The organism is Stappia sp. ABD4_338 (genome assembly GCF_056312175.1).
Genome location: NZ_CM149982.1, coordinates 1,829,059 through 1,854,816 on the forward strand (window position 1 = coordinate 1,829,059; position 25,758 = coordinate 1,854,816).

Below are 25,758 nucleotides of genomic sequence, written 5' to 3' on the forward strand. Positions count from 1 at the left end.
GATATATCTTTCCAGTTCATATGGTTGCTTATTTTTCTGAATCCTATTTGTAACCTCATCACATGCGCATTCGTTCGGCTTTCGGGTCGAAGGGCGACTGGGTGAGAAGCGTGGCCTTCACCTTCACGCCCATGATCTCGATCTCGAAGGCGCCGGGCGCAGGATCATCGGCGATTTCCCGGGGCACATAGCCTTGCGCGAGCGACAATCCGACGTGATGGCCATAGCCGCCCGAGGTGACCCAGCCGACCACCTTGCCGTCATGCCAGATCGGTTCATCGCCGATCACGTCGGCGTCCCGTGCCTCGACGCTCATGCAGATGCGGTGCAGGGCGCCGCCGCAGTCGCGTTCCGCAAGTGCGGCCGCGCGACCGATGAAGTCTCCCTTGTCCAGCGCCACGAAGCGGCCGAGGTCCGCCTCATAGGGGCCGTAGATCGGGCGGAACTCGCGGAACCACGTTCCGAAGTTCTTTTCCAGCCGCAGGCAGAGCAGGGCCCTCATTCCGAAATCCTTCAGGCCGAGATCCTCGCCGGCCGCCTTGAGTGCCTCATAGACGCGGATCTCGTATTCCGGCGCCATCCAGATCTCGTAGCCGAGGTCGCCGGTGTAACTGATCCGGCTGACCTGGCAGGGCGCGGCGGCCACATCCATCTCGCGGCTCGACATGAAGGGAAAGGCCGCGTTGGAGACATCCTCGTCCGTGACCATGGAGAGCAGGTCGCGTGCCTTTGGTCCGGCAATCGAAAGGCCCACCCAGCCCAGATTGATCGGCCGGATGGTCACCGACCCGTCTTCGGGCAGATGCGCGTCGAACCAGCGCATGTGATAGACCTCCGCCTGGCTCGAGCCCCACATCAGGAAACGCCCGGGATGCATTCTGGCAATGGTGAAATCGCCGATTATCTTTCCCTCGTGATTGAGCATTGGCGTCAGCGCCATCCGGCCTTGCTTCGGCAGTCGGTTGGCCATCAGCCGGTCCAAGAAAGCCTCGGCTCCGGGGCCGGTGATCTCGTACTTCGCGAAATTCGCGATCTCCGTGATCCCGACGGCCTCGCGCACGGCCCGGCACTCCGCGCCGACATGCTCGAAGTCGTTTGACCTGCGGAAGGAGACGATGTCGCGGGGCTCGACGCCTTGCGGTGCGAACCACAGCGGGGTCTCCAACCCCCATGTCACGCCCATGACCGCGCCTTGAGCGACCAAACGGTCATGAAGCGGCGTCGTCTGGTGCGGCCGCGCGGCGGGCAGTTCCTCGTTGGGATAGCGGATGCGGAAGCGGCGGGAGTAGTTCTCGCGCACCTTGGCGTTTGTATAGGCCCGCGTTGCCCAGGGGCCGAAGCGGGCCACGTCCATGCCCCACACGTCGAAGCCCGGATCGCCGTCGACCATCCAGTTGGACAACGCCAGGCCGACGCCGCCGCCCTGGCTGAAGCCGGCCATCACCGCACAGGCGCACCAGAAGTTGGTGAGACCGCGTACCGGCCCGACGAGGGGGTTCCCGTCAGGCGCAAAGGTGAAGGGGCCATTGATGAACTGCTTGATGCCGGTGTGCTTGAGTGCCGGGAAATGCTCGAAGCCGACCTCAAGCGAGGGCGCGATGCGCTCGAGATCCGGCTCCAGAAGCTCCTGTCCGAAGTCCCAGGGCGTTTCGCGCGGGCTCCAGGGCGTCGCGGCGCGCTCATAGGTGCCAAGCAGCATCCCGCCGCGCTCCTGGCGGGTGTAGATCTCGCCCGAGAAATCGATGGCGTGGACCATCTCCTTTCCGGTCGAGGCAACGATTTCGGCGATTTCCGGCATGTCTTCGGTCAGCAGGTAATGGTGTTCCATAGCGAGCACAGGCAGCTCCAAGCCGACCATGCGTCCGACCTCGCGCGCCCACAGGCCGCCCGCGTTCACCACGTGTTCGGCAAGAACCGTTCCCTGCTCTGTGACGACTTCCCATGTTCCGTCGGAACGCTGGTTCAGTTCGGTCACGCGGTTTCTCAGCGAGATCTCCGCGCCGGCCTTGCGTGCCGCCCTGGCGTAGGCGTGTGTCGTGCCGGAGGGGTCGAGATGCCCCTCGATCGGATCCCACATGGCGCCGACGAAATGGCGCTCGTCGATGAGCGGCAGCATCTCCTTCGCCTCCGCGGCCGAGATGATCTCTGTCTCCATGCCGAGATAGCGGCCGCGCGCGTGGGCCATCTTGAGCCAGTCGAGGCGCTCTGGCGTATCGGCAAGCTGGAGACCACCCGTCAGATGCAGCCCGCAGGACTGGCCGGAAATCTCCTCGATCTCCTTGTAGAGCGAGACCGTATACGCCTGCAGTCTGGCGACGTTGGGGTCTCCGTTGAGGGTGTGAAAGCCGCCGGCGGCGTGCCAGGTGGAGCCGGATGTGAGCTCGGAGCGTTCGATGAGCAGGACGTCGGACCATCCGCGCTTCGTCAGGTGGTAGAGCACGCTGCATCCGACGACGCCGCCTCCGATGACGACCACCCGTGCCTGCGTTTTCATATGCCGGTCCCTTTCGTCTCGTATTTGTCCACCGCCTGCAGGATGACCGTTTCACGGCCGCCTTGCATCCGCAAACGGGCTGGATCGCGCGGGGTCAGAAATCGGTTGGAGCGCCGCCTTCGGCTTTTCGGCGGGCAACGAAGTCGGCCAGTTCCTCGGCGATGGCGGGATCCATGGGCGGGGTCTCGTACTCGCCGAGGGCCTGCGCCAGAACACCTTGCGCCTTGTCGAAGGCGTTCGGGCTGCCGGCCTCGGTCCAGCTTTCGAAGTTGCGCCAGTCCGAGATGAGCGGAGCATAGAACGCGGTCTTGTAGCGGGCCTGGGTGTGCGCGGTACCGAAGAAGTGGCCCCCAGGACCGACGTCACGGATCGCATCCACCGCCAGCGCCTCCGGCGACGTGTCGAGCGGCTCCATGAAGGCGTCGAGCATCTGCAGCAGGTCGACGTCCATCACGAACTTCTCGAAGCTGGCCGTCAGTCCTCCTTCCAGCCAGCCGGCGGCGTGCTTCACGTAATTCGCCCCGCCCATGAGTGCGCCCCAGAGGGAGAAGACCGTCTCCCAGGCGCCTTGCGCGTCCGGTGAATTGGCGGCGCATACGGCGGATGAGCGATAGGGCAGCCGATAGCGACGGGCGAGCTGGCCGCCGACGAGCGCCGCCTTCATGCCTTCCGGGGTGCCGAAGGCGGGAGCGCCGGACTTCATGTCCACGTTCGAGGTGAAGCCGCCGTAGACCACCGGCGCGCCGGGCGCGACCATCTGGGCGAAGGCGAGGCCGGCAAGCGCCTCCGCGTTCTGCTGCACGAGCGCGCCGGCAACGGTCACCGGCGCCATGGCCCCGGCCAGCGTGAAGGGAGTCAGGACGATCGGCTGGCCGCGCCGCGCCATCTCGATGATGCCCTGAAGCATGGGCGTATCGAGGCGCAGGGGGGACGATGAATTGATGATCGAAATCGTGCAGGGCGTTCGCGCGAAGGTGGCCTCGTCGAGACCGTGGGCGATGCGGGCAATCTCCATTCCATCGAGATTGCGCTCCCGCCCCAGCGAATAGATGTGGAACGCCTTGTCCGTCATGGTCGCGAAGTCGTGGATGCAATCGAGGTGACGAACGGAGGCGTGCAGGTCCACCGGTTCGACCGGATAGCCGCCGTTCAGGTCGATCACGTTGAAGACCTGGCTCAGTTTCACGAAGTCCCGGAAATCCTCCTGGGACCCCGGGCGGCGACCGCGAGAGGCGTCGGTACAGTTCGGAGCGCTTGCGACACCGCTCCACACGACACTGTCATCCCCGAAGTGCAGGTTGTGTGCCGGATTGCGCGCATGAAGCGTGAACTGTGACGGGGCGGAGGCGAGAGCGTCCATGACGAGGGACCGGTCAAGGCGCACCCGCTTCGAGCCGGCGACCACATCGGCGCCGGCCGCCTTGAGAATGGCAAGCGCCTCGTCGTTGATGAAGTCTATTCCGATGGTCTCCAGCACCTCGAGCGAGGCCTCGTGGATTGCCTCGAGCTGATCGGGCGTGACGGCCTCGGTCGGAGCGTAGGGATTGCGGCGCTGGCGGAAGGGGCGTTGTTCGAGTGCGTGGGAGCGGGAGGCGCCACGGCGCCCGCGTCGTCCCCTGGAGGTGGCGGGTGAGGGGGCGCCATCCTGGTCTGCCGTTCCGGTCATCGAAGGCAATACTCCCCCGTTCGCCAAGAACTTGTTTCCCGGCGTAGCGTTTATCGCGAGACGGCTTGCGCAACGCAACGTTGAGCGCGGGTTTCGCAAGGTTCCCGGTCAGAAGATCCCGCCGGTGAAGTCGATCGTAGCGTCGTGTCTCCTGGTGCGGCGATATCCACAAAACGACACGCGATAGCGCGGGTGCGACGTGTGATCTGAGGGAAAGTCGAAAAAAGCGCTCGCAGGTTTTGCCAAGAGCCCTGTCATGCATGTTAATCTGCTTTCCGCGCGGTCCGCTTTCGGGCGGCTGGAACAACACGTGATGGCCGGCGCCGCCCCGGGCGAAGCGCGGCCAGGAACGTCGAGGATCAAACGGACGCGCGGCCGGACATGGCCGCGAACACGATCAACCTGATGCAGGATTTCCGAAAGGGAGAGTCGGAGCATGTCGAACAAGGATTCGAAGACGGGGCTGCACCCGAAGGTGCATGAAGCACAGGACCTCATGGACGCGGGGCGGCTGAGCCGGCGCGAGTTCGTGCGGTTCGCAGCGCTTCTCGGTGTCGGGGCGGGTGCCGCCTACGCCATGGCGGGGCTTCCCGCGCCCGCATTCGCGGCGGATGGCGACACCATGCCGTTCCCGGCCGATGACGCGGACGCCAAGGCCGGCGGCATCCTGAAGGTGGCGATGCAGGTGCAGAAGATCGACGACCCGGCGACCTTCTCCTGGACCCAGGCGTCGAACCAGACCCGTCATATGCTCGAATATCTCGCGATGACCGGGCCGGACAATGTCACCCGCCCGATGCTGGCCGAGGGCTGGGAAGCCTCCGACGACCTCAAGACCTGGACGTTCCACCTGCGCAAGGGCGTCAAGTGGCACAACGGCGACGACTTCACCTCCGAGGACGTGAAGTTCAACTTCGAGCGCTGGACGGATCCGGACCTCGGTTCCTCCAACATCGGCCTGTCGTCGATCTCGGCGATGGTCGAGGAAGTCGACGGCAAGAAGAAGCTGATCGACGGCGCCATCGAGGTGGTGGACGACCACACCATCCGCTTCCATCTCACCAAGCCGGTGCTGTCCTTCCCCGAGGACATGTACAACTATCCGACCGCCATCGTTCATCGCGACTTCAAGGCGCCGCTCGACACGTCCATGAACGGCACGGGCGCCTATCAGATCGTGGAGAACGTGGTCGGCGACCGCTGCATCCTCAAGCGCGTGACCGAGGCCGGCGGCCAGCCCTTCGAGTACTGGGGCGGCAAGGTCTATCTCGACGAGATCCACTACTACAACTTCGACGCGGACAACCAGCTCACGGCCTTCGCTGGACAGAGCGTTGACGCGATCTACGACTTCGGCGTCGAGCAGATGGAATTGGCCAAGGCAATCGACGGCCAGATCATCTCCGCCCGCACGGCGCAGTGCCTGTGCTGCCGGATGCGCGTGGACGCGGAGCCCTTCACCGATGTGCGCGTGCGCAAGGCGATCGCCATGGCGATCGACAATTCGCTCATCAAGCCGCTGGTCTACCCGGAAGGCGGCGACGTCGGCGAGAACTATCACGTCGCGCCGGTGCATCCCGACTATGAGGCGCTGCCGCCGATCAGCCGTGACGTGGAAGGCGCCAAGGCGCTTCTCGCCGAAGCCGGGCACGCGGACGGCCTGACGGTCACCATCGACGTCGGCAATACGGACGGGCCCTGGCACCAGACGGTGGCCGAGGCCATGCGCGACCAGCTTCAGGACGCTGGCATCACGCTCAACATCAACGTGATCCCGGCCTCCAAATACTGGGAGATCTGGACCAAGACACCGTTCGGCGCCACGGCCTGGACGCACCGTCCGCTCGGCACCATGGTCATGTCGTTGGGATACCGTACGGGCGTGCCGTGGAACGAGAGCGGGTTCTCCTCCGCCGAATTCGACGCCGCGCTTGATGTGGCCGAGGCCACGCTCGACGTCGAGGCGCGCAAGCCGCTGCTCGCCAAGGCTTCGAAGATCTTGCAGGATTCCGGCGTCGTGGTGCTGCCGATCTGGCGCCCGGTCTACTGCATGGCGTCCAACTCGGTGCACGGCTATCTGGCGCACCCGACCCAGTACCATCAGTTCAACAAGGTCTGGATGGGCTGATCCGGCTGACGGATCGGCGATCCGTCACGACTGACCCTCCGCGGCCGGCCGCAAGAAGCCGGCCGCGGAATTCGAGGTCCGGATGTCCGCTCGGGCGTTCGGTACGAGGGGCACGTCTCGCGGGCGCAGCGAGGCGGCGACACGGTGGGCACCGATGTTGAAACTGATCCTGCGCCGCCTTGTTCAGATGGTTCTGATCATGGCGGTCTCGTCGCTATTGCTGTTCGCGATCTTCGACACACCGGAGTTCAAGAAACGACTGGCGGTCCAGGAAATCGGCGGGTTCGCCGTCTCGGCCCTGACCGAGGACAGCTATCAGAGCTGGCTTGCCAAACGCGGCCTCGATGTTCCCTTCTACCAGCGCTACGTCAACTGGGTGGGCAAGATCCTGACTGGTGACCTCGGCTTCTCCTACGAGAAGAACCGGCCGGTCGGCCCGCTCCTTGCCGACAGGCTGGCCAACACGGGCATCCTGGCCTTCTTCGTCTTCGCGCTGATGATACCGCTCTCGCTCGTGCTCGGCGTTCTGGCGGGCATGAAGGAGGGGTCGGTACAGGACCGGACGATTTCCTTCGTCTCGGTGTTCACGACCAGCATTCCCGAAATCGCCAGCGCCATCCTGCTGACCGTGATCTTCGCCCTGGGGCTCGGCTGGCTTCCCGTGAAGTCGGCCATGATCGGCGGCTTTTCCTTCCGCGAACTCGTGCTGCCGGTTCTCACCCTCGTGATCTACGACTTCGGCTATGTGGCGCGCATGACCCGCGCCTCGATGGCCGAGGTGATGACGTCCCAGTACATCCGCACCGCCATTCTCAAGGGGCTGCCCTACCGGCGGGTGGTCATGAAGCACGCGCTACGCAATGCGCTGATCGCGCCCTTCACCCTGATTGTCCTGCAGCTCAACTGGCTGCTTTCCGGCGTTGTCGTGGTGGAGGTCTTCTTCGAGTACGACGGCTTCGGCAAGCTCCTGCTCGAGGCCGCGCTCTTCCCCGACGTGGAGGTCGTGCAGGCCTGCACGCTGGTGGCCGTCGCAGTCGCCGTCCTGTCCCAGATCATCTCGGACGTCGGCTACACCTTCCTCAACCCGCGCATCCGCTTCGCCTGAGGAGGACCCTGTGATGGCCCTGACCGAGACCGACCCCGCAACCCCGCTGCTCGACCGCCTCGCCAGTCCGAAGGCGCTCGTCGTCCTCGTGGCGGTGATGTGGCTGCCCCTCATGGCCTATGTCATGGGAGGCCAGAACCTGTTCGGCGACAGCGCCCGCCTCGTGCTGCTGCCGGCGATCCCGGCAACGCTGCTGCTCTACGTGATCGGGCTCAGGGCCTGCCGCGAGAGCACCGTCGCGCTGATCGGGCTGACGCTCGTCTTCTTCTGGCTGCTGATGGCGGTTACCGCGCCCTATCTGCCGCTCATGGACCCCAACAAGCCGATCGCGCCCTTCACCACGCCGTTTTCCGAGAAACGCGACGTGTTCTTCTGGCTCGGCACCGATTTCAAGGGGCGCGACATGCTCTCGCGCATGATCTGGGGCTGCCAGAGGGTCCTTGTATGGGGCGTGACCGCGACCGCGGTCGCCTATGTGATCGGCGCGCTTTTCGGCCTGATCTCCGGTTACCTGAGCGGTTGGTGGGACGAGGTGATCTCCTTCGTCGCCAACGTGTTCCTGTCGTTCCCGGTGATGGTGCTGTTCATCGTCATCCTGAACTATCTCGGGCCGTCGGGCTTCAACATCGTGGTGGCGGTGACCTTCGCGTCCGCTCCCGCGATCATGCGCATCGTTCGCGGGCTCGCGCTCGACATCAAGACCCGGGACTATGTCTTCGCGGCGCAGACGCGGGGCGAACACCCGCTCTACATCATGATCGTGGAGCTTCTGCCCAATGTGCGCGGCCCGATCATCGTCGATGCCTGTCTGCGGCTCGGCTACACGACGGTGGCGATCACCACGCTGACGTTCCTGGGTCTTGGCCTGCAGCCGCCGGACCCGGACTGGGGGCTGATGATCCGCGAGAGCGCCAAGACGGCGATGCTGTGGAAGTTCTCCTACATGCTGCTCGTGCCGGCGCTTGCCGTGTCGAGCCTGATTCTCGGCTTCAACCTGCTGGCCGACGGCCTCAGGGAAATGAGCCTGCGTGACTGAGGGGGCGAGACACATGAGCGACCAGACACCGGTCCTGGAGTGCCGGAACCTCTGCATTTCCTACTATACGCGTTCGGGCGAGATCCCGGCGGTGGTGGACTTCAACCTCAAGCTCATGCCGGGCGAGGCGCATGGCATCGTCGGCGAGAGCGGCTGCGGCAAGTCCACCGTCGCCCTCGCGATCATGCAATACATGGGCAAGAACGGTGCGATCGTCGGCGGCGAGATCCTGTTCGAGGGGCGCGACATGCGCACCATGAGCGAAGAGGAGCTGCGCCAGATCCGGGGATCCAAGATCGCCATGGTCTACCAGGAGCCCATGGCATCGCTGAACCCGTCCATGACCATCGGCGACCAGCTCGCCGAGGTCCCGATCTACCACGACGGACTGTCGCGCGCGGAGGCGCTGAAGCTTTCCGCCGACATGCTCGCCAAGGTGCGGCTGCCGGATCCCGAGCGGATCCTCACCTGTTATCCGCACCAGATCTCCGGCGGCCAGCAGCAGCGCGTGGTGATCGCCATGGCGCTTCTTTCCAATCCGCGATTGCTGCTTCTAGACGAACCGACCACGGCGCTCGATGTGACGGTGGAGGCCGGCATCGTCGAACTCATCAAGGAGATCGCCGGGGAATTCGGCACCTCCATGATCTACATCTCCCACAACCTCGGCCTGATCCTGGAGACCTGTGACCGGCTCACGGTCATGTATTCGGGCGAGGCGGTGGAGGTCGGCGACATCCACGACGTGTTCGAGGAGATGCGTCATCCCTACACGCGCGGACTGTTCGGTTCCATTCCGCTTCCCGGCGCCGACAAGAACGCCCATCCCCTCGTGGCGATCCCGGGCCAACTCCCGCTTCCCCACGAGCGGCCGACGGGGTGCAACTTCGGCCCACGCTGCAGCTTCTTCCGCGAGGGCGTCTGCGACACGGGGCGCCTCTCCATGCACGTGGTTCCGGGTGACGAGGGGCATCGTGTCCGCTGCGAGCGGTTTGAGGACATCGATTGGGAGCGCGATCTCCCGAAGGGCGAGGCCAAACCGCCGGTCGAAGCGGGCGAGGTGGTGCTTTCCGTCGAGGACATGACGAAGCACTACGTCATCGACGATGGCGGCCTGCTGGTCCTGGGCGGCGAGCAGCGCGCCGTGAAGGCGAATGAAAAGCTGACCTTCTCCGCTCGCGAGGCGGAAACGGTGGCCATCGTCGGCGAGAGCGGCTGCGGGAAGTCGACCTTCGCCAAGGTGCTCATGGGGCTTGAGGACGCCACCGACGGCAAGGTGCTTCTGGGGGACGTGGAACTCGGCGGCCTGCCGGTCGACAAGCGGGACGCGAAAACCATCGCCGGACTGCAGATGGTGTTCCAGAACCCGTTCGACACGCTCAATCCGTCGCACACCGTCGGCAGCCAGATCGCCCGTGTCATCCGCAAGTTCGGCGTCGCGCGGGACGAGGGCGAGATCGAGGGGTTGGTCATGCGGCTGCTCGATACGGTGAAGCTGCCGCGCGATTTCGCGCGCCGTAAGCCGCGCCAGCTTTCCGGCGGGCAGAAGCAGCGCGTCGGCATCGCGCGCGCCTTTGCCGGCAACCCGAAGGTGGTGATTGCCGACGAGCCCGTTTCAGCACTCGATGTCTCGGTGCAGGCGGCCGTCACCGAACTGCTGATGGACATCCAGCGCGAGAACCGCACCACGATGCTGTTCATCAGCCATGACCTCTCGGTGGTGCGCTATCTCGCCGACCGTGTCGTGGTCATGTATCTGGGACGGATCATGGAGCAGGGCACGACGGAGGAGATCTTCGCGCCGCCCTATCATCCCTATACCGAGGCTCTGCTCGCCGCCGTTCCCATTGCCGATACCAGCGTCGAGAAGCGCTCCATCGTTTTGAAGGGCGAAATCCCGTCGCCAGCCAATCCGCCGAAGGGGTGCCCGTTCCAGACGCGTTGTCCCTACATGATCGAGGGCACCTGCGACGTTGACCTTCCGCCGGTGCGGACCTTTGCCGACGATCACGAGATCGCCTGTCATCTCGATCCCGAAACGCTTGCGGCGATGGAGCCGGTGATCAAGGCGAAGCAACCGGTCGGTGCGACGGGGTAGAGGAGGCTGTCCCGCGCCTTTCCCGCGGTGTCATCAACGTGTCATGGTTGCCTGCACATGACCTCGTCACACCGGATGGGCACACAGCAGACAGGGGCGGACATGAACGCAGGCGAAGACACTCTGACCAGCGTGGAGGACCTCGAGGCGATCTACGGCGTTCCGGGCGAGACCTCGACCGTCAAGGAGATCGACTGGGTCAGCAACGAATACGCCAGGCTGATGATGGCCTCTCCCTTCGTCGGGCTCGCGACGGTCGGACCGGAGGGGCTCGACTGCTCGCCACGCGGCGACCGGGGGCAGGTCGTCGAGATCCTGGACCGCAAGACGCTGGCGCTGCCAGACCGGCGCGGCAACAACCGCATCGATTCCCTGCGCAACATCGTGCGTGACCCGCGCGTGGCGCTGCTGTTTCTCATTCCCGGCAGCGGAACCACGTTGCGGGTCAATGGACGCGCGCGCGTCAGCATCGCGCCGGATCTGCTCGAACGCTTCACCGTCGAGGGTAAGCCGCCGCGTACGGTGATCGTCATCGAGGTGGAGCGGATCTACTTCCAGTGTGCCCGCGCGGTCGTGCGGTCCCAACTCTGGACGGAGTCGTCCTGGCCAGATGTTTCCGATCTGCCGAGCCCGGGGAAAATTCTCGCCGATCTGAGCGATAACCGCGTTGGCGGCGAGGAGTACGACCGGGAATGGCCGGCCCGCGCCGCCGCCTCGCTCTGGTAGGCCGGTCGCATCGCGCGCAGCCGGAGGGCATTACCCCTCCGGTTGGCAGATCTCGTTGCGCCGCATGGCCGTCAGCGTGCGCACGACAAGAAGCAGAATGATCGCCCATAGCGCCGCATAGCCGATGTATCCAAGCGCATGGGCGACCGTTTCTCCCGTTCCCTCGGCAAAGAGGGTCGAGGCGATGGTGAAACCGGCGACGGGGAAGGAATAGGCCCACCACGACATGGCGAAAGGCAGGTGCACCAGCCGCCCGACCTGCGTCAGCGTGATCAGCACGAACATCAGTGCCGCGTAATACAGAATGCGCGCGAAGGCATCGACTTCGCCACCGTTGAGCTGAAGCCAGGCAACGAACCCGACCGAGGGCGGGGCGATCATGATCACCAGTGTCGGCAGCAGGCGCTCCGGCAGCGGGTTGTGAAAGATCAGCCGGTTGAAGACCAGGGTCAGGAACACCATCCAGAACAGGATCCCGACCGAAAAGAAGAACCACGACACCTCGACATAGCCGAGACGGACGCCGGCCATGGGCACCAGCACGTTGCCGACGGCCGGAATGAACCACGCCGGTGTCAGATGCGCGGTCTCGAAGGGACGATGGCTGAGCCAGGCCGAAACGACGCCGAGGATGATGGCCAGATGCGCCACCGCGGCAACGACCCAGAGGATATGGGCGAGCGTGCCGTGCCAGGGAAGGATCGCGGCCGCGATCAGCAGCGCCCCGATGGTGATCGCCGGGAAGAAGGCGATGCGGATCGGATGGTTCCATTCGGCCTTCAGCGCGTCCGGGTAGCGCAGTCCCTTCGCGATGAACACCGTGCCGATGGCAAGGAAGACAAGCACCGTCACGACAGTAAGTATCTGCCCCGGCACCGGTGGCAGGTCGAGCGCGTGCTCGATGCGGTGGGTGGCGAGCGTCAGGCCCGAGAGGCCCATGACCACGGCGAAGAAGGTAACCGGATAGTGCGCCAGCCAGGCGCGCCCGCCTTGTTCCTCGTGTCCGGTAACATCACTCGCGGCCATGGGCTCATCCTGTACATTCAATATTTCGAAAATAGATCATCCAAGCAATAGCGTGGAATCGATTCTCGCGATAGTGCCGGAAAATACCATGTCCGCGCCCTTCGGGCTTGACGCTTGGCGATACTCTCGCCGAAGACAGGCACGAGGATCACCGAGCGAGGATTTCATGAGCGCACCGACCCGTCTTGCCATCATTCTTGCCGCCGGTCTCGGCACCCGCATGAAGTCCGAGCGGCCGAAGGTGATGCACGAGATCGGCGGCCTGTCCCTGGTCGGCCATGTCCTGAAGGCGGTTTCGGCCGCGTCGGTCGAGCGGATCGCGGTGGTGGTGGGGCCGGACATGCCGGCCCTGGTCTCGGAGGTCGGGCGCCGGGCACCGCAGGCGAGTTGCCACGAGCAAACCGAACGTCTGGGAACGGCCCATGCCGCGCTTGCCGCACGCCCGGCCGCCACGCCCGTGCCGGACCAGGTCTTCGTGCTTTTCGGCGACACGCCGCTGGTGAGGCCCGGGACGATCGAGCGGATCGGCGCGCGCCTTTCCGCCGGCGCGGATCTGGTCGTGCTCGGCTTCCAGGCCGCCAACCCCTTCGACTACGGACGCTTGCTGGAGGAAGGCGGGGAACTCGTCGCCATCCGCGAGGAGAAGGACGCGAGCGAGGCCGAGCGGCAGGTTGCCTTCTGCAACTCCGGCATCATGGGCTTTTCCGGTGCGCGGTTCCTGGAGATCCTGGATGCCATCGGCAACGACAATGCAAACAGCGAATTCTACCTGACCGATGCCGTGGAGGTCGCACGGGGTCTCGGGCTGTCGGTCGCCTCGGAGACCGCGGACGAGGCGGAGGTGCAGGGTATCAACACCCGCGCCCAGCTTGCCCGGGTCGAGGCGGATTTCCAGGCCCGGATGCGGCAGCAGGCTATGGACGATGGCGTGACCCTGGTGGCGCCCGAGACCGTGTTCTTCTCCCATGACACGGTTCTTGCCGCCGACGTCGTGGTCGAGCCGAACGTGGTTTTCGGCCCCGGCGTCAGCGTTGCCCGCGATGCGGTCGTGCGTGCCTTCTCCCATCTCGAGCAGGCCCGTGTCGGCGAGGGGGCAACGCTTGGTCCCTATGCCCGCCTGCGGCCCGGCGCGGAGATCGGCACCGGCGCGCATATCGGCAACTTCGTCGAGGTGAAGAACGCGACGGTCGGCGAGGGCGCCAAGGTGAACCACCTGACCTATGTGGGCGACGCCAGGATCGGCGCGCGCTCGAACATCGGCGCCGGCACGATCACCTGCAACTACGATGGTTTCCTCAAGCATCTGACGGATATCGGCGAGGATGTCTTCGTCGGCTCCAACTCGACTCTGGTCGCCCCGATCACCATCGGCGACGGTGCCTATCTCGCCGCCGGAGGCACCGTCACGCAGAACGTTCCGGCCGATGCGCTGGTCATTGGCCGCGCACGCCAGGCGGTCAAGGAGGGGCGCGCAAGCCTGCTCAAGTCGCGCTTACGCCGCGCCAAGGAGGAAAAGGCGAAGCGGGACAAGCAAAAAGGCTGAGAGGCTTCGATCCGAGGATCCCTCAGACCTTGTAGAAGTCGCGGTACCAGTCGACGAAGGCCTTCACGCCGTCCTCGACGCTGGTCTTCGGGCGAAAGCCGGTCGCTTCCGCCAGATCGTCCACATCCGCCCAGGTGGCGAGCACGTCGCCGGGCTGCATCGGCATGTAGTTGCGGATCGCCTCGACACCACAGGCCGCCTCGATGGCGTCAACGTAGCGCAGGAGCTGGACCGGCTCCGAATTGCCGATGTTGAAGATGCGGTAGGGTGCGGTGCTGGTGGCCGGGTCCGGCGTGTCCGCGTCCCAGTCTTCACCCGGCGCGGCGGGCTTGTCGGCGATGCGCACGATGCCTTCCACGATGTCGTCGATGTAGGTGAAGTCGCGCACCATCTCACCGTGGTTGTAGATGTCCACCGGCCGGCCTTCCAGGATCGCGCTGGTGAACTTGTAGAGCGCCATGTCGGGTCGGGCCCAGGGGCCGTAGACGGTGAAGAAGCGCAGGCCCGTAAGCGGAATCCTGAAGAGATGCGCATAGGAATGCGCCATCGCCTCGTTGGCCTTCTTGGTGGCCGCGTACAGCGAGATCGGATGGTTGCCGCCCCGGTGCGGCGACAGCGGCATCGCCCCGTCCAGACCGTAGACGGAGGAGGTCGAGGCGAAGACCACATGCTCCACCTCGAACCGGCGGGCCGCTTCCAGAATGGTCAGGAAGCCGGTGACATTCGCGTCCACATAGGCTTGCGGCACCTCGAGCGAGTAGCGCACGCCCGGCTGTGCCGCCAGGTGAATGATGCGCTCCGGCCGATGGGCCGCCATCAGCTCCATCACCGCCTCACGATCTTCCAGCGAAATGCGCGCCTCGGTGAAGTGATTGTTGGCATTGAGGATCTTGAGCCGGGCTTCCTTCAGTGCCGGATCGTAGTAGGGGCTGACGCTATCCAGCCCGACCACGTGCCAGCCGTCGGCGAGCAGCCGCTGGCAGACATGAAAGCCGATGAACCCGGCGGAGCCTGTGACAAGAAGAGTGCGCATGTCTCACCATTCGGGCCCGCGCGGGCGCCATGGCGCGCCCGGCGGCGTTGCATGTGATGCGGGCGCGCTGGCACCCGGTTGCATCAGGCCTTGAGAAGCTCGGCGAGCAGCGGACGCAGCTCGGCGGCAAGTGTCTGGTCCTCGAGCGCGAAGGCGATGTTCGCGGCCAGGAACCCGGACTTGGAGCCGCAATCGTAGGTCTCGCCCTCGAAACGGAAACCGGTGAAGGCTGTCTCGCCCATCAGCGCCAGCATGGCGTCGGTGAGCTGGATCTCGCCGCCGGCGCCCGTTTCCTGGGTGCCGAGCAGGTCGAAGATGCGCGGCTGGAGGATGTAGCGGCCGTTGATGAACAGATTCGTCGGTGCGGTTCCCGGTGCCGGCTTTTCCACCATGCCGGTGATGGAGAAGGTGCGGGCGGTCTGCTCGCCCTCGATCTCGACAATGCCGTAGTTGTGGGTCTGGTCCTCCGGCACCGCCTCCACCGAGATCACGTTGTTGCCGGTCTCGTTATGGATCTCCACCATTTCCGACAGGCAGCCGCGCTCGGACTTCATGAGCATGTCGGGCAGGAGAATCGCGAAGGGTTCGTCGCCGATGATGTCGCGCGCGCACCAGATCGCGTGGCCAAGGCCCAGCGGCTCCTGCTGGCGGGTGAAGCTGGTGGTGCCCGGGGCCGGACGGATCGCCTCCAGAAGCTTCAGCGCGGCCTTCTTGTCGCGTGAGCGAAGCGTGTCCTCCAGTTCGTAGGCGATGTCGAAGTGGTCCTCGATCACGTGTTTGTTGCGCCCGGTGACGAAGACGATGTGCTCGATTCCCGCCGCGCGGGCCTCGTCCACCACGTACTGGATGATCGGGCGGTCGACGATGGTGAGCATTTCCTTCGGCAGGGCCTTGGTGGCGGGAAGGAAGCGCGTCCCGAGCCCGGCGACGGGAAGGACGGCCTTGCGAATACGCTTCTTCTGCATTCGTTCTCTTTTCCGGTCGGTGCTTCGTCAGTTTCTGTCGCCGCCGTCTCCGCCCTGTGCGGCGACTCGTGCGACAGGGGTTGGCGCCCCCAAGTCCCTGCCACATCTTCCTATCGCGAAAGAAGAGGAGAACCAAGCGCGGCGGCAGAGCTTGCGTCCGCGGGTGCGAGCGAATACTGAACGGGCGGGGGAAACGGCGCGTGCCCGCGCGCCAGCCACAGGAGCGTCCGCCGCATGGCCACCAACTGCAATTCAACCGTCACCGTCGGCAATGTGAGCTTCGCCCAGGAAGCTCCGTTCTCGCTGATCGCCGGGCCCTGCCAGATGGAGAGCCGGGCGCATGTGCTGGAGTGCGCGGCCGCGGTGAAGGAGATCGCCGGGGAGCTGGGCATCGGCGTCGTGTTCAAGGCGTCCTTCGACAAGGCGAATCGCACCTCGCTTTCGGCAAGCCGGGGCGTTGGCATGGACGAGGCGCTGCCGGTCTTCGCCGAGATTCGCGAGACCTACGGAATGCCGGTGCTGACCGACATTCACTCGGCCGACCAGTGCGCGCCTGTCGCCGAGGCCGTCGATGTGCTGCAGATTCCCGCCTTCCTGTGCCGGCAGACGGACATTCTCGTCGCCGCCGCGAAGACGGGCGCCGTGGTCAACGTCAAGAAGGGCCAGTTTCTCGCGCCCTGGGACATCCAGAACGTCCTGACCAAGATCGTCGAGAGCGGAAACCCGAACGTGCTCCTGACCGAGCGCGGTGCCTCCTTCGGCTACAATACGCTGGTGTCCGACATGCGCGCGCTGCCGGTGATGGCCGCGACCGGCGCGCCGGTCGTGTTCGACGCCACCCATTCGGTGCAGCAGCCGGGCGGCAAGGGCGGCTCCTCCGGCGGCGAGCGCAACATGGTGGCGGTTCTGGCGCGGGCCGCCGTTGCCGTGGGCGTCGCCGGCGTCTTCATCGAGACCCATCCCGACCCGGACAACACCATTTCCTCCGACGGCCCGAACATGATCGCGCTCAAGGACCTGAAGGACCTGCTCCAGGATCTTCAGGCCTTCGACAAGGTCGCCAAGTCGCGGCCGCGCGGCCTCTGACAGTTTCACACGGGGGCGGGCGAGGGCGGTTTCGTCCGCGCCCGTGCTCCAGGTCCCTTGCCAGTCCCACCTCCAGGGAGACGAGAATGACTGCAATTGTCGATATCAAAGCCCGGCAGATCCTCGACAGCCGCGGCAACCCGACCGTCGAGGTCGACGTGCATCTGGAAGACGGCGCCTTCGGGCGCGCGGCGGTTCCCTCGGGCGCGTCCACCGGCGCGCATGAGGCGGTCGAGCTGCGCGACGGCGGCTCCGCCTATCTGGGCAAGGGCGTGCGCAAGGCCGTCGACGCGGTCAACGGCGAGATCTTCGATGCCGTCGGCGGGCTCGACGCGGAAGACCAGATCCACATCGACGAGGCGATGATCGCGCTCGACGGCACGCCGAACAAGGCGCGTCTTGGTGCAAACGCCATCCTCGGCGTGTCGCTGGCCGTGGCCAAGGCCGCCGCGCAGTCATCCGGCCTGTCGCTCTACCGCTATGTCGGCGGCACGGGCGCGCGCCTGCTTCCGGTTCCGATGATGAATATCATCAACGGTGGCGCGCACGCGGACAATCCGATCGACGTGCAGGAGTTCATGATCATGCCGGTGGGGGCGGAGTCGATCGCCGACGCCGTGCGCATGGGCTCGGAGGTGTTCCACACCCTCAAGAAGGGCCTCAAGGACGCCGGCCACAACACCAACGTGGGCGACGAGGGCGGCTTTGCTCCCAACATCGGCTCCACGGACGAGGCCATCGGCTTCATCATGAAGTCCATCGAGAAGGCCGGCTACAAGCCGGGCGAGGACATCGCGCTCGCGCTCGACGCCGCCTCGACCGAGTTCTTCAAGGATGGCAAGTATCACCTTGCCGGCGAGAACAAGGTGCTCGGCCCCGACGAGATGGCCGCCTATCTCGCCGACTTCGTGAAGCGTTATCCGATCATCTCCATCGAGGACGGCATGGCCGAGGACGACTGGGCCGGCTGGAAGGCGCTGACCGACATGGTCGGCGACCGCTGCCAGCTCGTCGGCGACGACCTCTTCGTCACCAACTCGGTGCGCCTGCGCGAGGGCATCGAGAAGGGCGTCGCCAACTCGATCCTGGTCAAGGTCAACCAGATCGGTTCGCTGACCGAGACGCTGGACGCGGTCGAGACGGCACACAAGGCCGCCTACACCGCCGTCATGTCGCACCGCTCGGGCGAGACCGAGGACAGCACGATCGCCGATCTGGCAGTCGCCACCAACTGCGGGCAGATCAAGACCGGCTCGCTGGCCCGCTCCGACCGGCTCGCCAAGTACAACCAGCTCATCCGCATCGAGGAAGAGCTCGGTCCCCAGGCGCGCTACGCCGGCCGCGACATCCTGAAGGGGTGAGGGCGGGGCTCCAAGCGCCTGCTCTGAAAAATAAAAAAGCCGCCGGAGCGATCCGGCGGCTTTTTTTCCTTTCGGTCACCATTCGTTCCATGATCCGGATACGACGATGCGCCCCAGGCGTCATCCCGGCCAGGGGCCGCAGGCCCGTGAGCCGGGATCCATTGGCACCCTCGGCTCAGGCTCCTCCTGACCGGAGCGCGCGGCAAGGTTCGGCCCGAAGGTTCACGGTGTGCTTGCGGCGAAGGGAATTGGGCCCCGGCTCGCGCTTCGCTTGGCCGGGGTGACGTCCGAGAAGGTGTTGAGGCTTAACCCGCAAACACCAAGAAACAGGAAGCGGGAGGGACAAGTGAAGGTTCGCCGAGTTCCTCCTGTCATCCCTGCGAAGGCAGGAATCCGGTATCCGCTTGCCTTGCGATGCTCCGGGGCGTCGCTTTTCCTCACCCCGTCTTCGTTTCGCTCGCGTGGCGGATGGCGGCGGCCAGTGTTTCCGGCTTTTCCGCGCCCATGACGATGAAACGTTCGTCGATGATGAAGGCGGGCACGCCGGTGACGCCAAGGGACTGGGCGCGGGCGATGTCGCGCTCGATCTTCTCCATGTCCGCGTCGGTGGGCAGCAGTTCGGCGACGAGATCCGGCATCATGCCGACGTCGCCGGCCGCCTTGATCAGCGTCTCGGGGCGGGAAAGGTCCGCGCCTTCCACGAAATAGAGGTTGAACAGGCGCTCGACCATCTCGGTCTGGGCATCCTCTGCGCGTGACCAAAGCACGAGGCGGTGACAGTCGAGCGTGTTGGGTGAGGAGGTGATCCGGTCGAAGGCGAAGGGAATGCCCTCGCCGGCGCCGGCCGCCGCGATCTGCTCGTGCAACTCGTCGATGCGCGCCTGGCTGCCAAACTTCTCCATCAGGTAGACCTGCCGGTCCTTGCCCTCGCGCGGGATGGTCGGGTCGAGCTGGAACGGCTGCCAGCGCAGCGTGACGGCAATGTCGGGGAGGGTGGCCAGCGCCTTTTCCAGACGCCGCTTGCCAATGAAACACCACGGACACACCACATCCGACACGATGTCGATGGGCATCGGAGCGGTCGCGTCGGCAGCGTCGGTCATGGGCAGTCTCCGTCCGGTCTCAGGCTCTTGTCCGGTGGAGCAGCCCGTCTAGCCGAAGCGGGTCTGGTCCACGATGGCGGCAATCCGGCGGCGCAGGGCGTCGAGCGCATCGCTGTCGCGCAGGATCGCAAGGCCCCCGGATCCCTTCACCCTAGCAACAAAATCCTCCTCGCGCGATGCGGCAAGCGCCGTTGTCAGCACAGGATCCCGCGCAGGCGGTGGAAAGATCCCGTCATTGGCAAGATGAAGCTCGCGCGGACCGGAATGAACCTCCTCCAGCCGCACCTCGAGAGGCGCGCGCGCGCGAAGCTTCAGCGCCGTCGTCAGCGCGCGGCGATAGGTCTCGATATCCTCCGGAGCCAGCGCGTCACCGCCGTCATGAACAGACCTGCGAAACCGCTCCAGCCGGGCATCCGCCAGCCGGCGGCGGGCCTGTGCGCCTAGCAGGAGCTGCAGGCGTCGACCGATGTCGCGTGGAGCGGCCTCCGCAAGGACGACATCGCTCGCGCCATGTTCCAGCGCCGCCATCCGGCTTGCGGCATCGCGCGCAATCACCAGAGTCGGCAGGTGCATGTGGCGCGGATCGCGGTCGAGCGCCTCCAGCATGTGGGCAATGCGGGCCGCCGGCGCATCCAGCACGAGCGCGTCGGCGGGGCCGGTCTCGAGCCTGGCAAGCGCCGCCTCGGGGCTCAAAACCCCATGCGGGGCGATGGCAAGGCCACTCGCGCGTGCCGCGCCGGCAAGAGTGGCGCTGTCGCCGTGGACAAGAACATGCGCGGCGCTCGCGGGCACTGTCGGCTGGTCGCCATGCGCAAGGCGGGGCAGCGACCTGTGGCGCAGGATGGCTTCCTCGAGCCGGACGGAGGCGCGCAGCACGGCGGCGAGCCGGTCTCCGGTGCGGCCGTCATTCTCCACCGGCAACAGCGCGTCAGGATGCAGCATTCCGCCCGGCGCATCCGGGTCGCCGTCCGCCGCGCAAGGGGCAACGAGGGGTAGCCGCGCGCCACCTGTCGCCGCCCGGCGTTTCAGCCCGGCGACCGCGGCAAGGTCGTAGGCATCCGTTTCCCGAGCAAGCACGAGGAGATCGGGCAGGGGGGCATCGGGGGTGTCGTCGGCAAGTGTCACCTCCCAGGCTTCGCCCAGCCGGCCGGCCAGGGCGTCGCGCCAGGACGCCGTCGTCACGGCGACACGCGCACGCAGCAGCGTGTCGGCCGCCCCCTCCGCCATGTCCATCACGCGACCGCGGAGCGCAGCGGATTGACGAGCCGCTGGGACAGCGCGACCCGGTCGACCTTGCCGCTTTCGGTGCGCGGCAGGGCGGGCAGTGCGAGCACCCGGTGCGGAATTTCGGCAAGTCCCGCGCGCTCGGTCTCCAGATAGGCGAAGAAGCCCTCCACATCGAGGATCAGCCCGCTGCTTGGCACGAGCGCCGCATAGAGGCGGGCCCCCAGAATGCCGTCTTCGACGAGGAAGGCGGCCGCCTCCCGGATGCCCGGAAAGCCGGCGAAAAGCGCGTCGAGGGACGGCAGGGAGCCGACGCCGGGCGCGGTCGTTCCCGGCACGCCGACACCGGTGATGCCGGCCTCGGACTGGCGTACCGGCAACAGCGTGTCGACATAGCCGGCCTTGTCGGTGGGCACGCGCACCTTGCAGGCGGGCCAGGCGGAATCGGCGACCATCGCGCCGCGCACCTTCAGCGTCGCCGGGCCGCTCTCGGTGTCGAGGTCGAGCTCCAGCAGCGCCGGTCCGTTCTGTGCGGTGGAGGGCGAGCCGATGCGCCCCGTGGCGAACGGGCGGGGCAGGGCGCTGCCCTCGCGCCGGCGCGCGACCATGGCGAATTCGTCCATCACATGCAGGTCGGTGAGATCGCGGTTGGTGTTGTGCGCGGCGGGCGTCGCCGAATGGGCACCCCACACGGATACGATGCGGCAACCGCCGTTGTCGAGGCGCCGCTCGAACGCGGGCACCAGGGAACCGGGACACAGCACCATGTCCGCCTCGACCATGTCGGCGTGGGCGGCGAGCTTCCGCAGCGAGGCGGGGTGATGCAGGTGCAACGTGCCGCCAGACAGGAGCCAGGGCACGAGACCGGCCCCGATGCCGGCCATTCCGGTCATGGCATAGGGCAGCACGATCTTCGGCGCGCGCGGCAGGGAGAGCTCGAGATAGGGCATCAGCCCGGCGGCGATCCACTGGTTGTGGCTGCGAGCGATGGGCAGCGGCTCGCCACTGGTCGAGCGGGTCCATGTCAGCGTCGCGACATGGTCGGCGGCGTTGGCGCCGCGCCGCACAGGGGCGTCCTCCAGATCCTCCGGCAATTCGTCGAGAACGTTTCCAAGCTCCATGAGCCCGTCGACCACGTCCTTGCCCAGGCCGAAGACGAAGCGCAGCGCGAAGAGTTCGGCCGCGGCGTCGCGCGCCTCGTGCCCAAGGCTGCGCCCGCCGAAGCTGTCGCCGGCGATGAGCGCCCGTGCGCCCGCACGGTTGAGCGCCTCGAGGACGTTCTTCTGGCGCCAGTGCAGCGGCATCGGCGCGACGACCAGTCCGGCGCGCAGCGACGCCAGCAGTGCGATCACCGCATCCACCGTGTTTGCGCTCTGCAGCCCGATGACGCTGTCATGGCTCATGCCGACGGCCGCGAAGAAGGCGGCGAGGCGCGAGATCTCAGCATCCGCCTCGGCATAGGTGAGCTGGCGCGGAGGGCTCGCGGTCTCGCCAAGCCTTGCGTCCTGCGGATCGACAAGGGCGAGCCGGTCGGGGCTGGCGGCCGCCGTCTTGCGGAACAACGCGTCCAGGGTGACGTTGCCCCAGATACCGCTCTGGCGGTGCGCTTCGATCGTCTTTTCGGGCGTGAGGATCATCTTGCTACATCCAGGGTCCGATCAGTCGCCGGTGGCCGACCACCAGCTTTCGAAACGGGGGCCGGAAACGGGATGGTCCTGCGGCCGGCCGATCGTCGTCCAGCGGGCCACCCATTTCTCGGGCAGGTGAAAGAGCGGCACCACATAGGCACCGGAAATCAGCGCGCGGTCGAAGGCGCGCACGGCGGCGACGAAGCCGTCCTGGTCGCGTGCGGCGAGCATTGCGTCGATCATGGCGTCGACGGCCGGGCTCTTCGCGCCCGCATAGTTGAACGAGCCCTCCTGGCCGGCGGCGTCGCTGCTCCAACGGTAGCGCTGTTCATTGCCCGGCGACAGGGAAACGAGCCAGGTGTTCAGCACCATGTCGAAGTCGAAGGTCTGGCGCCGGCGCTGATACTGGGCGCCGTCCACCGAGCGGATCGACGCGTCGATGCCGACGAGGCGCAGCGTGCGCTGATAGGCAAGCGCGAGACGCTCCTGGTCGGGCGTCGCCGTCAGCATCTCGAAGGTGAACGGCTTGCCGTCGGGGCCGAGCATGGTGCCGCCGTCGATGCGGTAGCCGGCCTCGCGCAGCAGCGTGACGGCGGCGCGCATGACCTTGCGGTCGCGCCCCGAACCGTCGGCCTGCGTCGGACGCCAGGTGCCGTCGATCACATCGGCCGGCATCTCTTCGATCCAGGGAGCGAGCAGGGCACGCTCCTTGTCGTTCGCCGGACGTCCAAGGGAGGACAGGACGGAATTGTCGAAGTATCCGCCGGTCCTTTCATAAAGTCCGTAGTAGAGATTGCGGTTCACCCACTCGAAGTCGAAAAGCATGGCGAGGGCGCGGCGCACGCGAACGTCGGAGAACACCCCGCGGCGGGTGTTGAAGACGAAGCCGTGCATGCCCGCCGGCGTGCCGAGGCGGAAGACATCCTTGACCACCTTGCCGTCGGAAACGGCGGGAAAGTCCAGCGCTGTCATCCAGCGTGCGGGATCGGCAACAGGCAGCACCGAGACCAGCCCCTTCTTGAAGGCCTCGAACAGGGTGTTCTCGTCCCGGAAATACTCGATGCGGATCTCGTCGAAATTGTACAATCCCTTGCGGACCGGCAGGTCCTTCGCCCAATAGTCCGGGTTTCGGCGGTAGGTGATGGAATTGCCCACGTCCACCGCGTCGATGACATAGGGGCCGGAGCCGACGGGCGGCGTCAGCGTGCTGCGGTCGAAGGTTTCCGGATCGATGGTGTGCCTGGCGAGGATCGGCGACAGGCCGATCAGCAGGGGAAGCTCGCGGTCGGAACCATCCTCGAAGGTGAAGCGGACGCTGCGCGGGCCGGTCTGCTCCATCTTCTCGATTCGCGAATAGCGGGCGCGGAAATGCGGGCGCCCCTTGTCGCGCAGGATCTCGAAGGAAAAGATCACATCCTCGACGGTCACCGGCGTGCCGTCGGAGAAGCGTGCCTTCTCGTTGAGCGTGAACTCGATCCAGTCACGACTGTCGGGCAGGCGCACGTCCTCGGCGAGCAACCCGTAAAGCGAAAACGGTTCGTCCTGGTTGCGTTCCAGCAGGCTCTCTATGACCAGGGCGCCATAGTCGTTGTCGCGGATCCCGCGCGCGGTTGTTGTCCCGCCCTGGACGATGAACTGGTTGAGACTGTCGAAGGTGCCCTGGACGCCATAGGTGATACGGCCCCCCTTCGGCGCATCCGGATCGGCGTAGGGCAGATGGTCGAAGTCGGAGGGCAGCGCGGGCTGCCCGTGCATGGCGATGCCATGGACCGCCGGCACCTCCTGCGCCTGCGCGGTCGCCAGACCATGTCCCGTAACGACAAGACCGGCGGCAAGCACCAGCGCACGCGCGATACGCGCGGCATGTCCAGGGGCGCGCCGCGACACGGGGGAGGGAATCAGATTGTTCGTCTCGACAGTCATGCCCCGTTTATAGCGCGCAATCACTTTGCTATGGTTAACGAGAGTTCAACATTGCGACCTCGCGCAGGGTGGGACATTTGCGCAACAGCGTCAGGCTTGCCGTGCGGTGCGGCGTTACGGTACGCGACTATCGCAAGGCTCTTTCTGGATATTTGCCGGTTGAGCCTGTAAAGATGCGCCCCGGAAGCACCGGGGCCAATGTCTCGCCGCATTCCTTGCCCATGTGGGCAGGAGCGCGTGACAACGGAGTCGAGGCGAGGGGCACCGCGGATCGGCCTGCCGGATTCGGATATGGCGAAAGCTGGCGCGGGTTTGCGACGGATCGCTTCCGCAAAGCGAATTCACACGGTTCGCGCGACCGGGGTCGCGCAACGAGATCATGGACGTAGGGACGCATTGTATGGCTGAGACCTTGAAGAATAGCCTGGCCGGCGTGTCGCTCGCCGCGGCGGCGCTGCTTGCCGCCGTGACCGGCGCCAGCGCCCAGACCCAGACCGTCGAACCGCAGGCGGACACCCCCTGGGTGAAGATCTGCAATACGGATCCCCAGTCCAACAAGCAGACCTGCGTCGTCACGCAGGAACTGAGGACCGACACGGGCCAGTTCCTGGCTTCCGTCGCGGTTCGCGAGATCGGCGGCGAGGCGCGCAAGACGCTGCTCATCGCCGTTCCGCCGGGAATGCTCATCCAGCCGGGCCTGCGCGTTCAGGTCGACAACGGCAAGCAGACCGAAGCGAAGTACGGCATCTGCTTCCCCAACGCCTGCTATTCCGAGCTGGTGATCGACGATGCCTTCATCAACTCGCTCAAGGCCGGCGGAAACCTGATCCTGACCACGCTGAACCAGCAGGCCAAGCAGGTGCCGTTCCAGCTCACGCTGTCCGGCTTCACCAAGGTCTACGACGGCGACCCGATCGACGCGGCCGCGCTGCAGCAGAAGCAGCAGCAGCTCCAGTCCGAGCTGCAGAAGCGCGCCGAGGAAGCCCGTCAGAAGCTGATCGACAAGCAGAAGGAAGCGACCGGCGACAATTGAGCCGGAAACGCATCCGTCCAGGACAAGCAAAAGGCCGCCGGGAACTCCCGGCGGCCTTTTTCATTTGCGTCGGAACGGGCAACCTCAGTGCAGATCGACATCCCGCGGCAGGTAGGATCCGTCCGCCTGCTGCTCGAAGATCTCGTCCACCTGGGGGTGGCGGACCGGTTCGCCGGTGTCATCGGGAACCAGATTCTGTTCCGACACATAGGCGATGTATTCCGTATCCGCGTTCTCGGCGAGCAGGTGATAGAAGGGCTGATCGCGCTCGGGACGTACATCGGCGGGAATCGTGTCCCACCATTCCTCCGTGTTGGAGAAGGTCGGATCGACGTCGAAGATGATCCCGCGGAATGGATAGATTCTGTGCCGGACCACTTGCCCGATCATGTATTTCGCGGTTCGCATTGCTTGTAGAACCCGTTCGCGCGGCGAAGGCCATGCTCCGCCGCGCCGTTAGTATCTCGTGAATTAGCGTAGCCCATACGCCTTCAACAGCCGGTTTACAAGTCCATGACCGGGGCGGAACTCTTCGCTCCGCTTCGTCATTCGCCGCAAAACCGCGCTGTGCTTTTGCCTG

At 65.7% G+C, this 25,758-nt stretch carries 19 protein-coding genes; 9 read left to right on the plus strand and 10 right to left on the minus strand.

The features are described 5' to 3' along the window. Positions 1-58: 58 nt before the first annotated feature. Together ACYX4S_RS08495 and ACYX4S_RS08500 are read right to left on the minus strand one after the other, a co-directional pair. Positions 59-2,494 carry a GcvT family protein gene (locus ACYX4S_RS08495; RefSeq protein ID WP_476362572.1) on the minus strand — a complete coding sequence of 812 codons (2,436 nt, stop codon included), beginning with the start codon at positions 2,492-2,494 and terminating at the stop codon, positions 59-61. A gap of 94 nt (positions 2,495-2,588) precedes the next feature. Continuing rightward, a complete protein-coding gene (locus ACYX4S_RS08500) occupies positions 2,589-4,160 on the minus strand; it encodes a trimethylamine methyltransferase family protein (protein ID WP_476362573.1) in 1,572 nt (523 codons plus the stop codon). Positions 4,161-4,596: 436 nt separating this feature from the next. Here ACYX4S_RS08500 and ACYX4S_RS08505 point away from each other — a divergent pair, with 436 nt between their 5' ends. The 5 genes from ACYX4S_RS08505 (at position 4,597) to ACYX4S_RS08525 (ending at position 11,253) form a co-directional block, all read left to right on the plus strand. Then, positions 4,597-6,288 carry an ABC transporter substrate-binding protein gene (locus ACYX4S_RS08505; RefSeq protein WP_476362574.1) on the plus strand — a complete coding sequence of 564 codons (1,692 nt, stop codon included), beginning with the start codon at positions 4,597-4,599 and terminating at the stop codon, positions 6,286-6,288. 154 nt (positions 6,289-6,442) lie between these two features. Then, entirely contained in the window at positions 6,443-7,393 is a 951-nt protein-coding gene (locus ACYX4S_RS08510; RefSeq protein ID WP_476362575.1) for an ABC transporter permease, read from the plus strand. Between the two features lie 13 nt (positions 7,394-7,406). Further along, positions 7,407-8,429: an ABC transporter permease gene (locus ACYX4S_RS08515; protein WP_422068778.1), complete on the plus strand. Its 1,023-nt coding sequence runs from the start codon at positions 7,407-7,409 to the stop codon at positions 8,427-8,429. Positions 8,430-8,442: 13 nt separating this feature from the next. Beyond that, entirely contained in the window at positions 8,443-10,527 is a 2,085-nt protein-coding gene (locus tag ACYX4S_RS08520; protein ID WP_476362576.1) for a dipeptide ABC transporter ATP-binding protein, read from the plus strand. Positions 10,528-10,629: 102 nt separating this feature from the next. Further along, on the plus strand, positions 10,630-11,253 hold the full coding sequence (locus ACYX4S_RS08525) for a pyridoxamine 5'-phosphate oxidase family protein (RefSeq protein ID WP_476362577.1): 624 nt from the start codon (positions 10,630-10,632) through the stop codon (positions 11,251-11,253). A 30-nt stretch (positions 11,254-11,283) separates the two neighbouring features. Here the strand turns inward: ACYX4S_RS08525 and ACYX4S_RS08530 are convergent, their stop codons facing one another. After that, on the minus strand, positions 11,284-12,279 hold the full coding sequence (locus ACYX4S_RS08530; protein ID WP_293724859.1) for an SLAC1 anion channel family protein: 996 nt from the start codon (positions 12,277-12,279) through the stop codon (positions 11,284-11,286). A 166-nt stretch (positions 12,280-12,445) separates the two neighbouring features. Between ACYX4S_RS08530 and glmU the strand changes: the two genes are divergently transcribed. Next, positions 12,446-13,822 carry a bifunctional UDP-N-acetylglucosamine diphosphorylase/glucosamine-1-phosphate N-acetyltransferase GlmU gene (gene glmU / locus ACYX4S_RS08535; RefSeq protein ID WP_476362578.1) on the plus strand — a complete coding sequence of 459 codons (1,377 nt, stop codon included), beginning with the start codon at positions 12,446-12,448 and terminating at the stop codon, positions 13,820-13,822. Between the two features lie 22 nt (positions 13,823-13,844). Here glmU and ACYX4S_RS08540 read toward each other — a convergent pair whose 3' ends face one another. Together ACYX4S_RS08540 and galU are read right to left on the minus strand one after the other, a co-directional pair. After that, on the minus strand, positions 13,845-14,855 hold the full coding sequence (locus ACYX4S_RS08540) for an NAD-dependent epimerase (RefSeq protein WP_422068775.1): 1,011 nt from the start codon (positions 14,853-14,855) through the stop codon (positions 13,845-13,847). Positions 14,856-14,938: 83 nt separating this feature from the next. Beyond that, positions 14,939-15,820, minus strand: a complete 882-nt coding sequence (galU, locus tag ACYX4S_RS08545) for a UTP--glucose-1-phosphate uridylyltransferase GalU (RefSeq protein ID WP_293724864.1) — start codon at positions 15,818-15,820, stop codon at positions 14,939-14,941. Positions 15,821-16,054: 234 nt separating this feature from the next. On the opposite strand from galU, the gene kdsA reads away from it, so the two are divergent. Together kdsA and eno are read left to right on the plus strand one after the other, a co-directional pair. Then, positions 16,055-16,906 (plus strand): 3-deoxy-8-phosphooctulonate synthase, encoded by an 852-nt coding sequence (gene kdsA, locus ACYX4S_RS08550; RefSeq protein WP_476362579.1) that lies wholly within the window; start codon positions 16,055-16,057, stop codon positions 16,904-16,906. A gap of 86 nt (positions 16,907-16,992) precedes the next feature. Continuing rightward, on the plus strand, positions 16,993-18,267 hold the full coding sequence (eno, locus tag ACYX4S_RS08555) for a phosphopyruvate hydratase (RefSeq protein ID WP_476362580.1): 1,275 nt from the start codon (positions 16,993-16,995) through the stop codon (positions 18,265-18,267). A gap of 437 nt (positions 18,268-18,704) precedes the next feature. Here the strand turns inward: eno and ACYX4S_RS08560 are convergent, their stop codons facing one another. The 4 genes from ACYX4S_RS08560 to ACYX4S_RS08575 are packed head-to-tail and all read right to left on the minus strand — an operon-like array spanning position 18,705 to position 24,145. Then, positions 18,705-19,370 (minus strand): DsbA family oxidoreductase, encoded by a 666-nt coding sequence (locus tag ACYX4S_RS08560; protein WP_476362581.1) that lies wholly within the window; start codon positions 19,368-19,370, stop codon positions 18,705-18,707. Positions 19,371-19,418: 48 nt separating this feature from the next. Further along, positions 19,419-20,597 (minus strand): hypothetical protein, encoded by a 1,179-nt coding sequence (locus ACYX4S_RS08565; RefSeq protein WP_476362582.1) that lies wholly within the window; start codon positions 20,595-20,597, stop codon positions 19,419-19,421. Positions 20,598-20,602: 5 nt separating this feature from the next. After that, positions 20,603-22,231 carry an AMP-binding protein gene (locus ACYX4S_RS08570; protein ID WP_422068769.1) on the minus strand — a complete coding sequence of 543 codons (1,629 nt, stop codon included), beginning with the start codon at positions 22,229-22,231 and terminating at the stop codon, positions 20,603-20,605. Between the two features lie 21 nt (positions 22,232-22,252). Next, complete coding sequence (locus ACYX4S_RS08575) at positions 22,253-24,145, minus strand: extracellular solute-binding protein (RefSeq protein ID WP_476362583.1); 1,893 nt, start codon at positions 24,143-24,145, stop codon at positions 22,253-22,255. 400 nt (positions 24,146-24,545) lie between these two features. On the opposite strand from ACYX4S_RS08575, the gene ACYX4S_RS08580 reads away from it, so the two are divergent. Then, positions 24,546-25,178, plus strand: a complete 633-nt coding sequence (locus ACYX4S_RS08580; RefSeq protein ID WP_293724876.1) for an invasion associated locus B family protein — start codon at positions 24,546-24,548, stop codon at positions 25,176-25,178. Between the two features lie 84 nt (positions 25,179-25,262). On the opposite strand, the gene hspQ is transcribed toward ACYX4S_RS08580, so the two are convergent. After that, complete coding sequence (gene hspQ, locus ACYX4S_RS08585; protein ID WP_293724878.1) at positions 25,263-25,586, minus strand: heat shock protein HspQ; 324 nt, start codon at positions 25,584-25,586, stop codon at positions 25,263-25,265. Between the last annotated feature and the right edge of the window lie 172 nt (positions 25,587-25,758).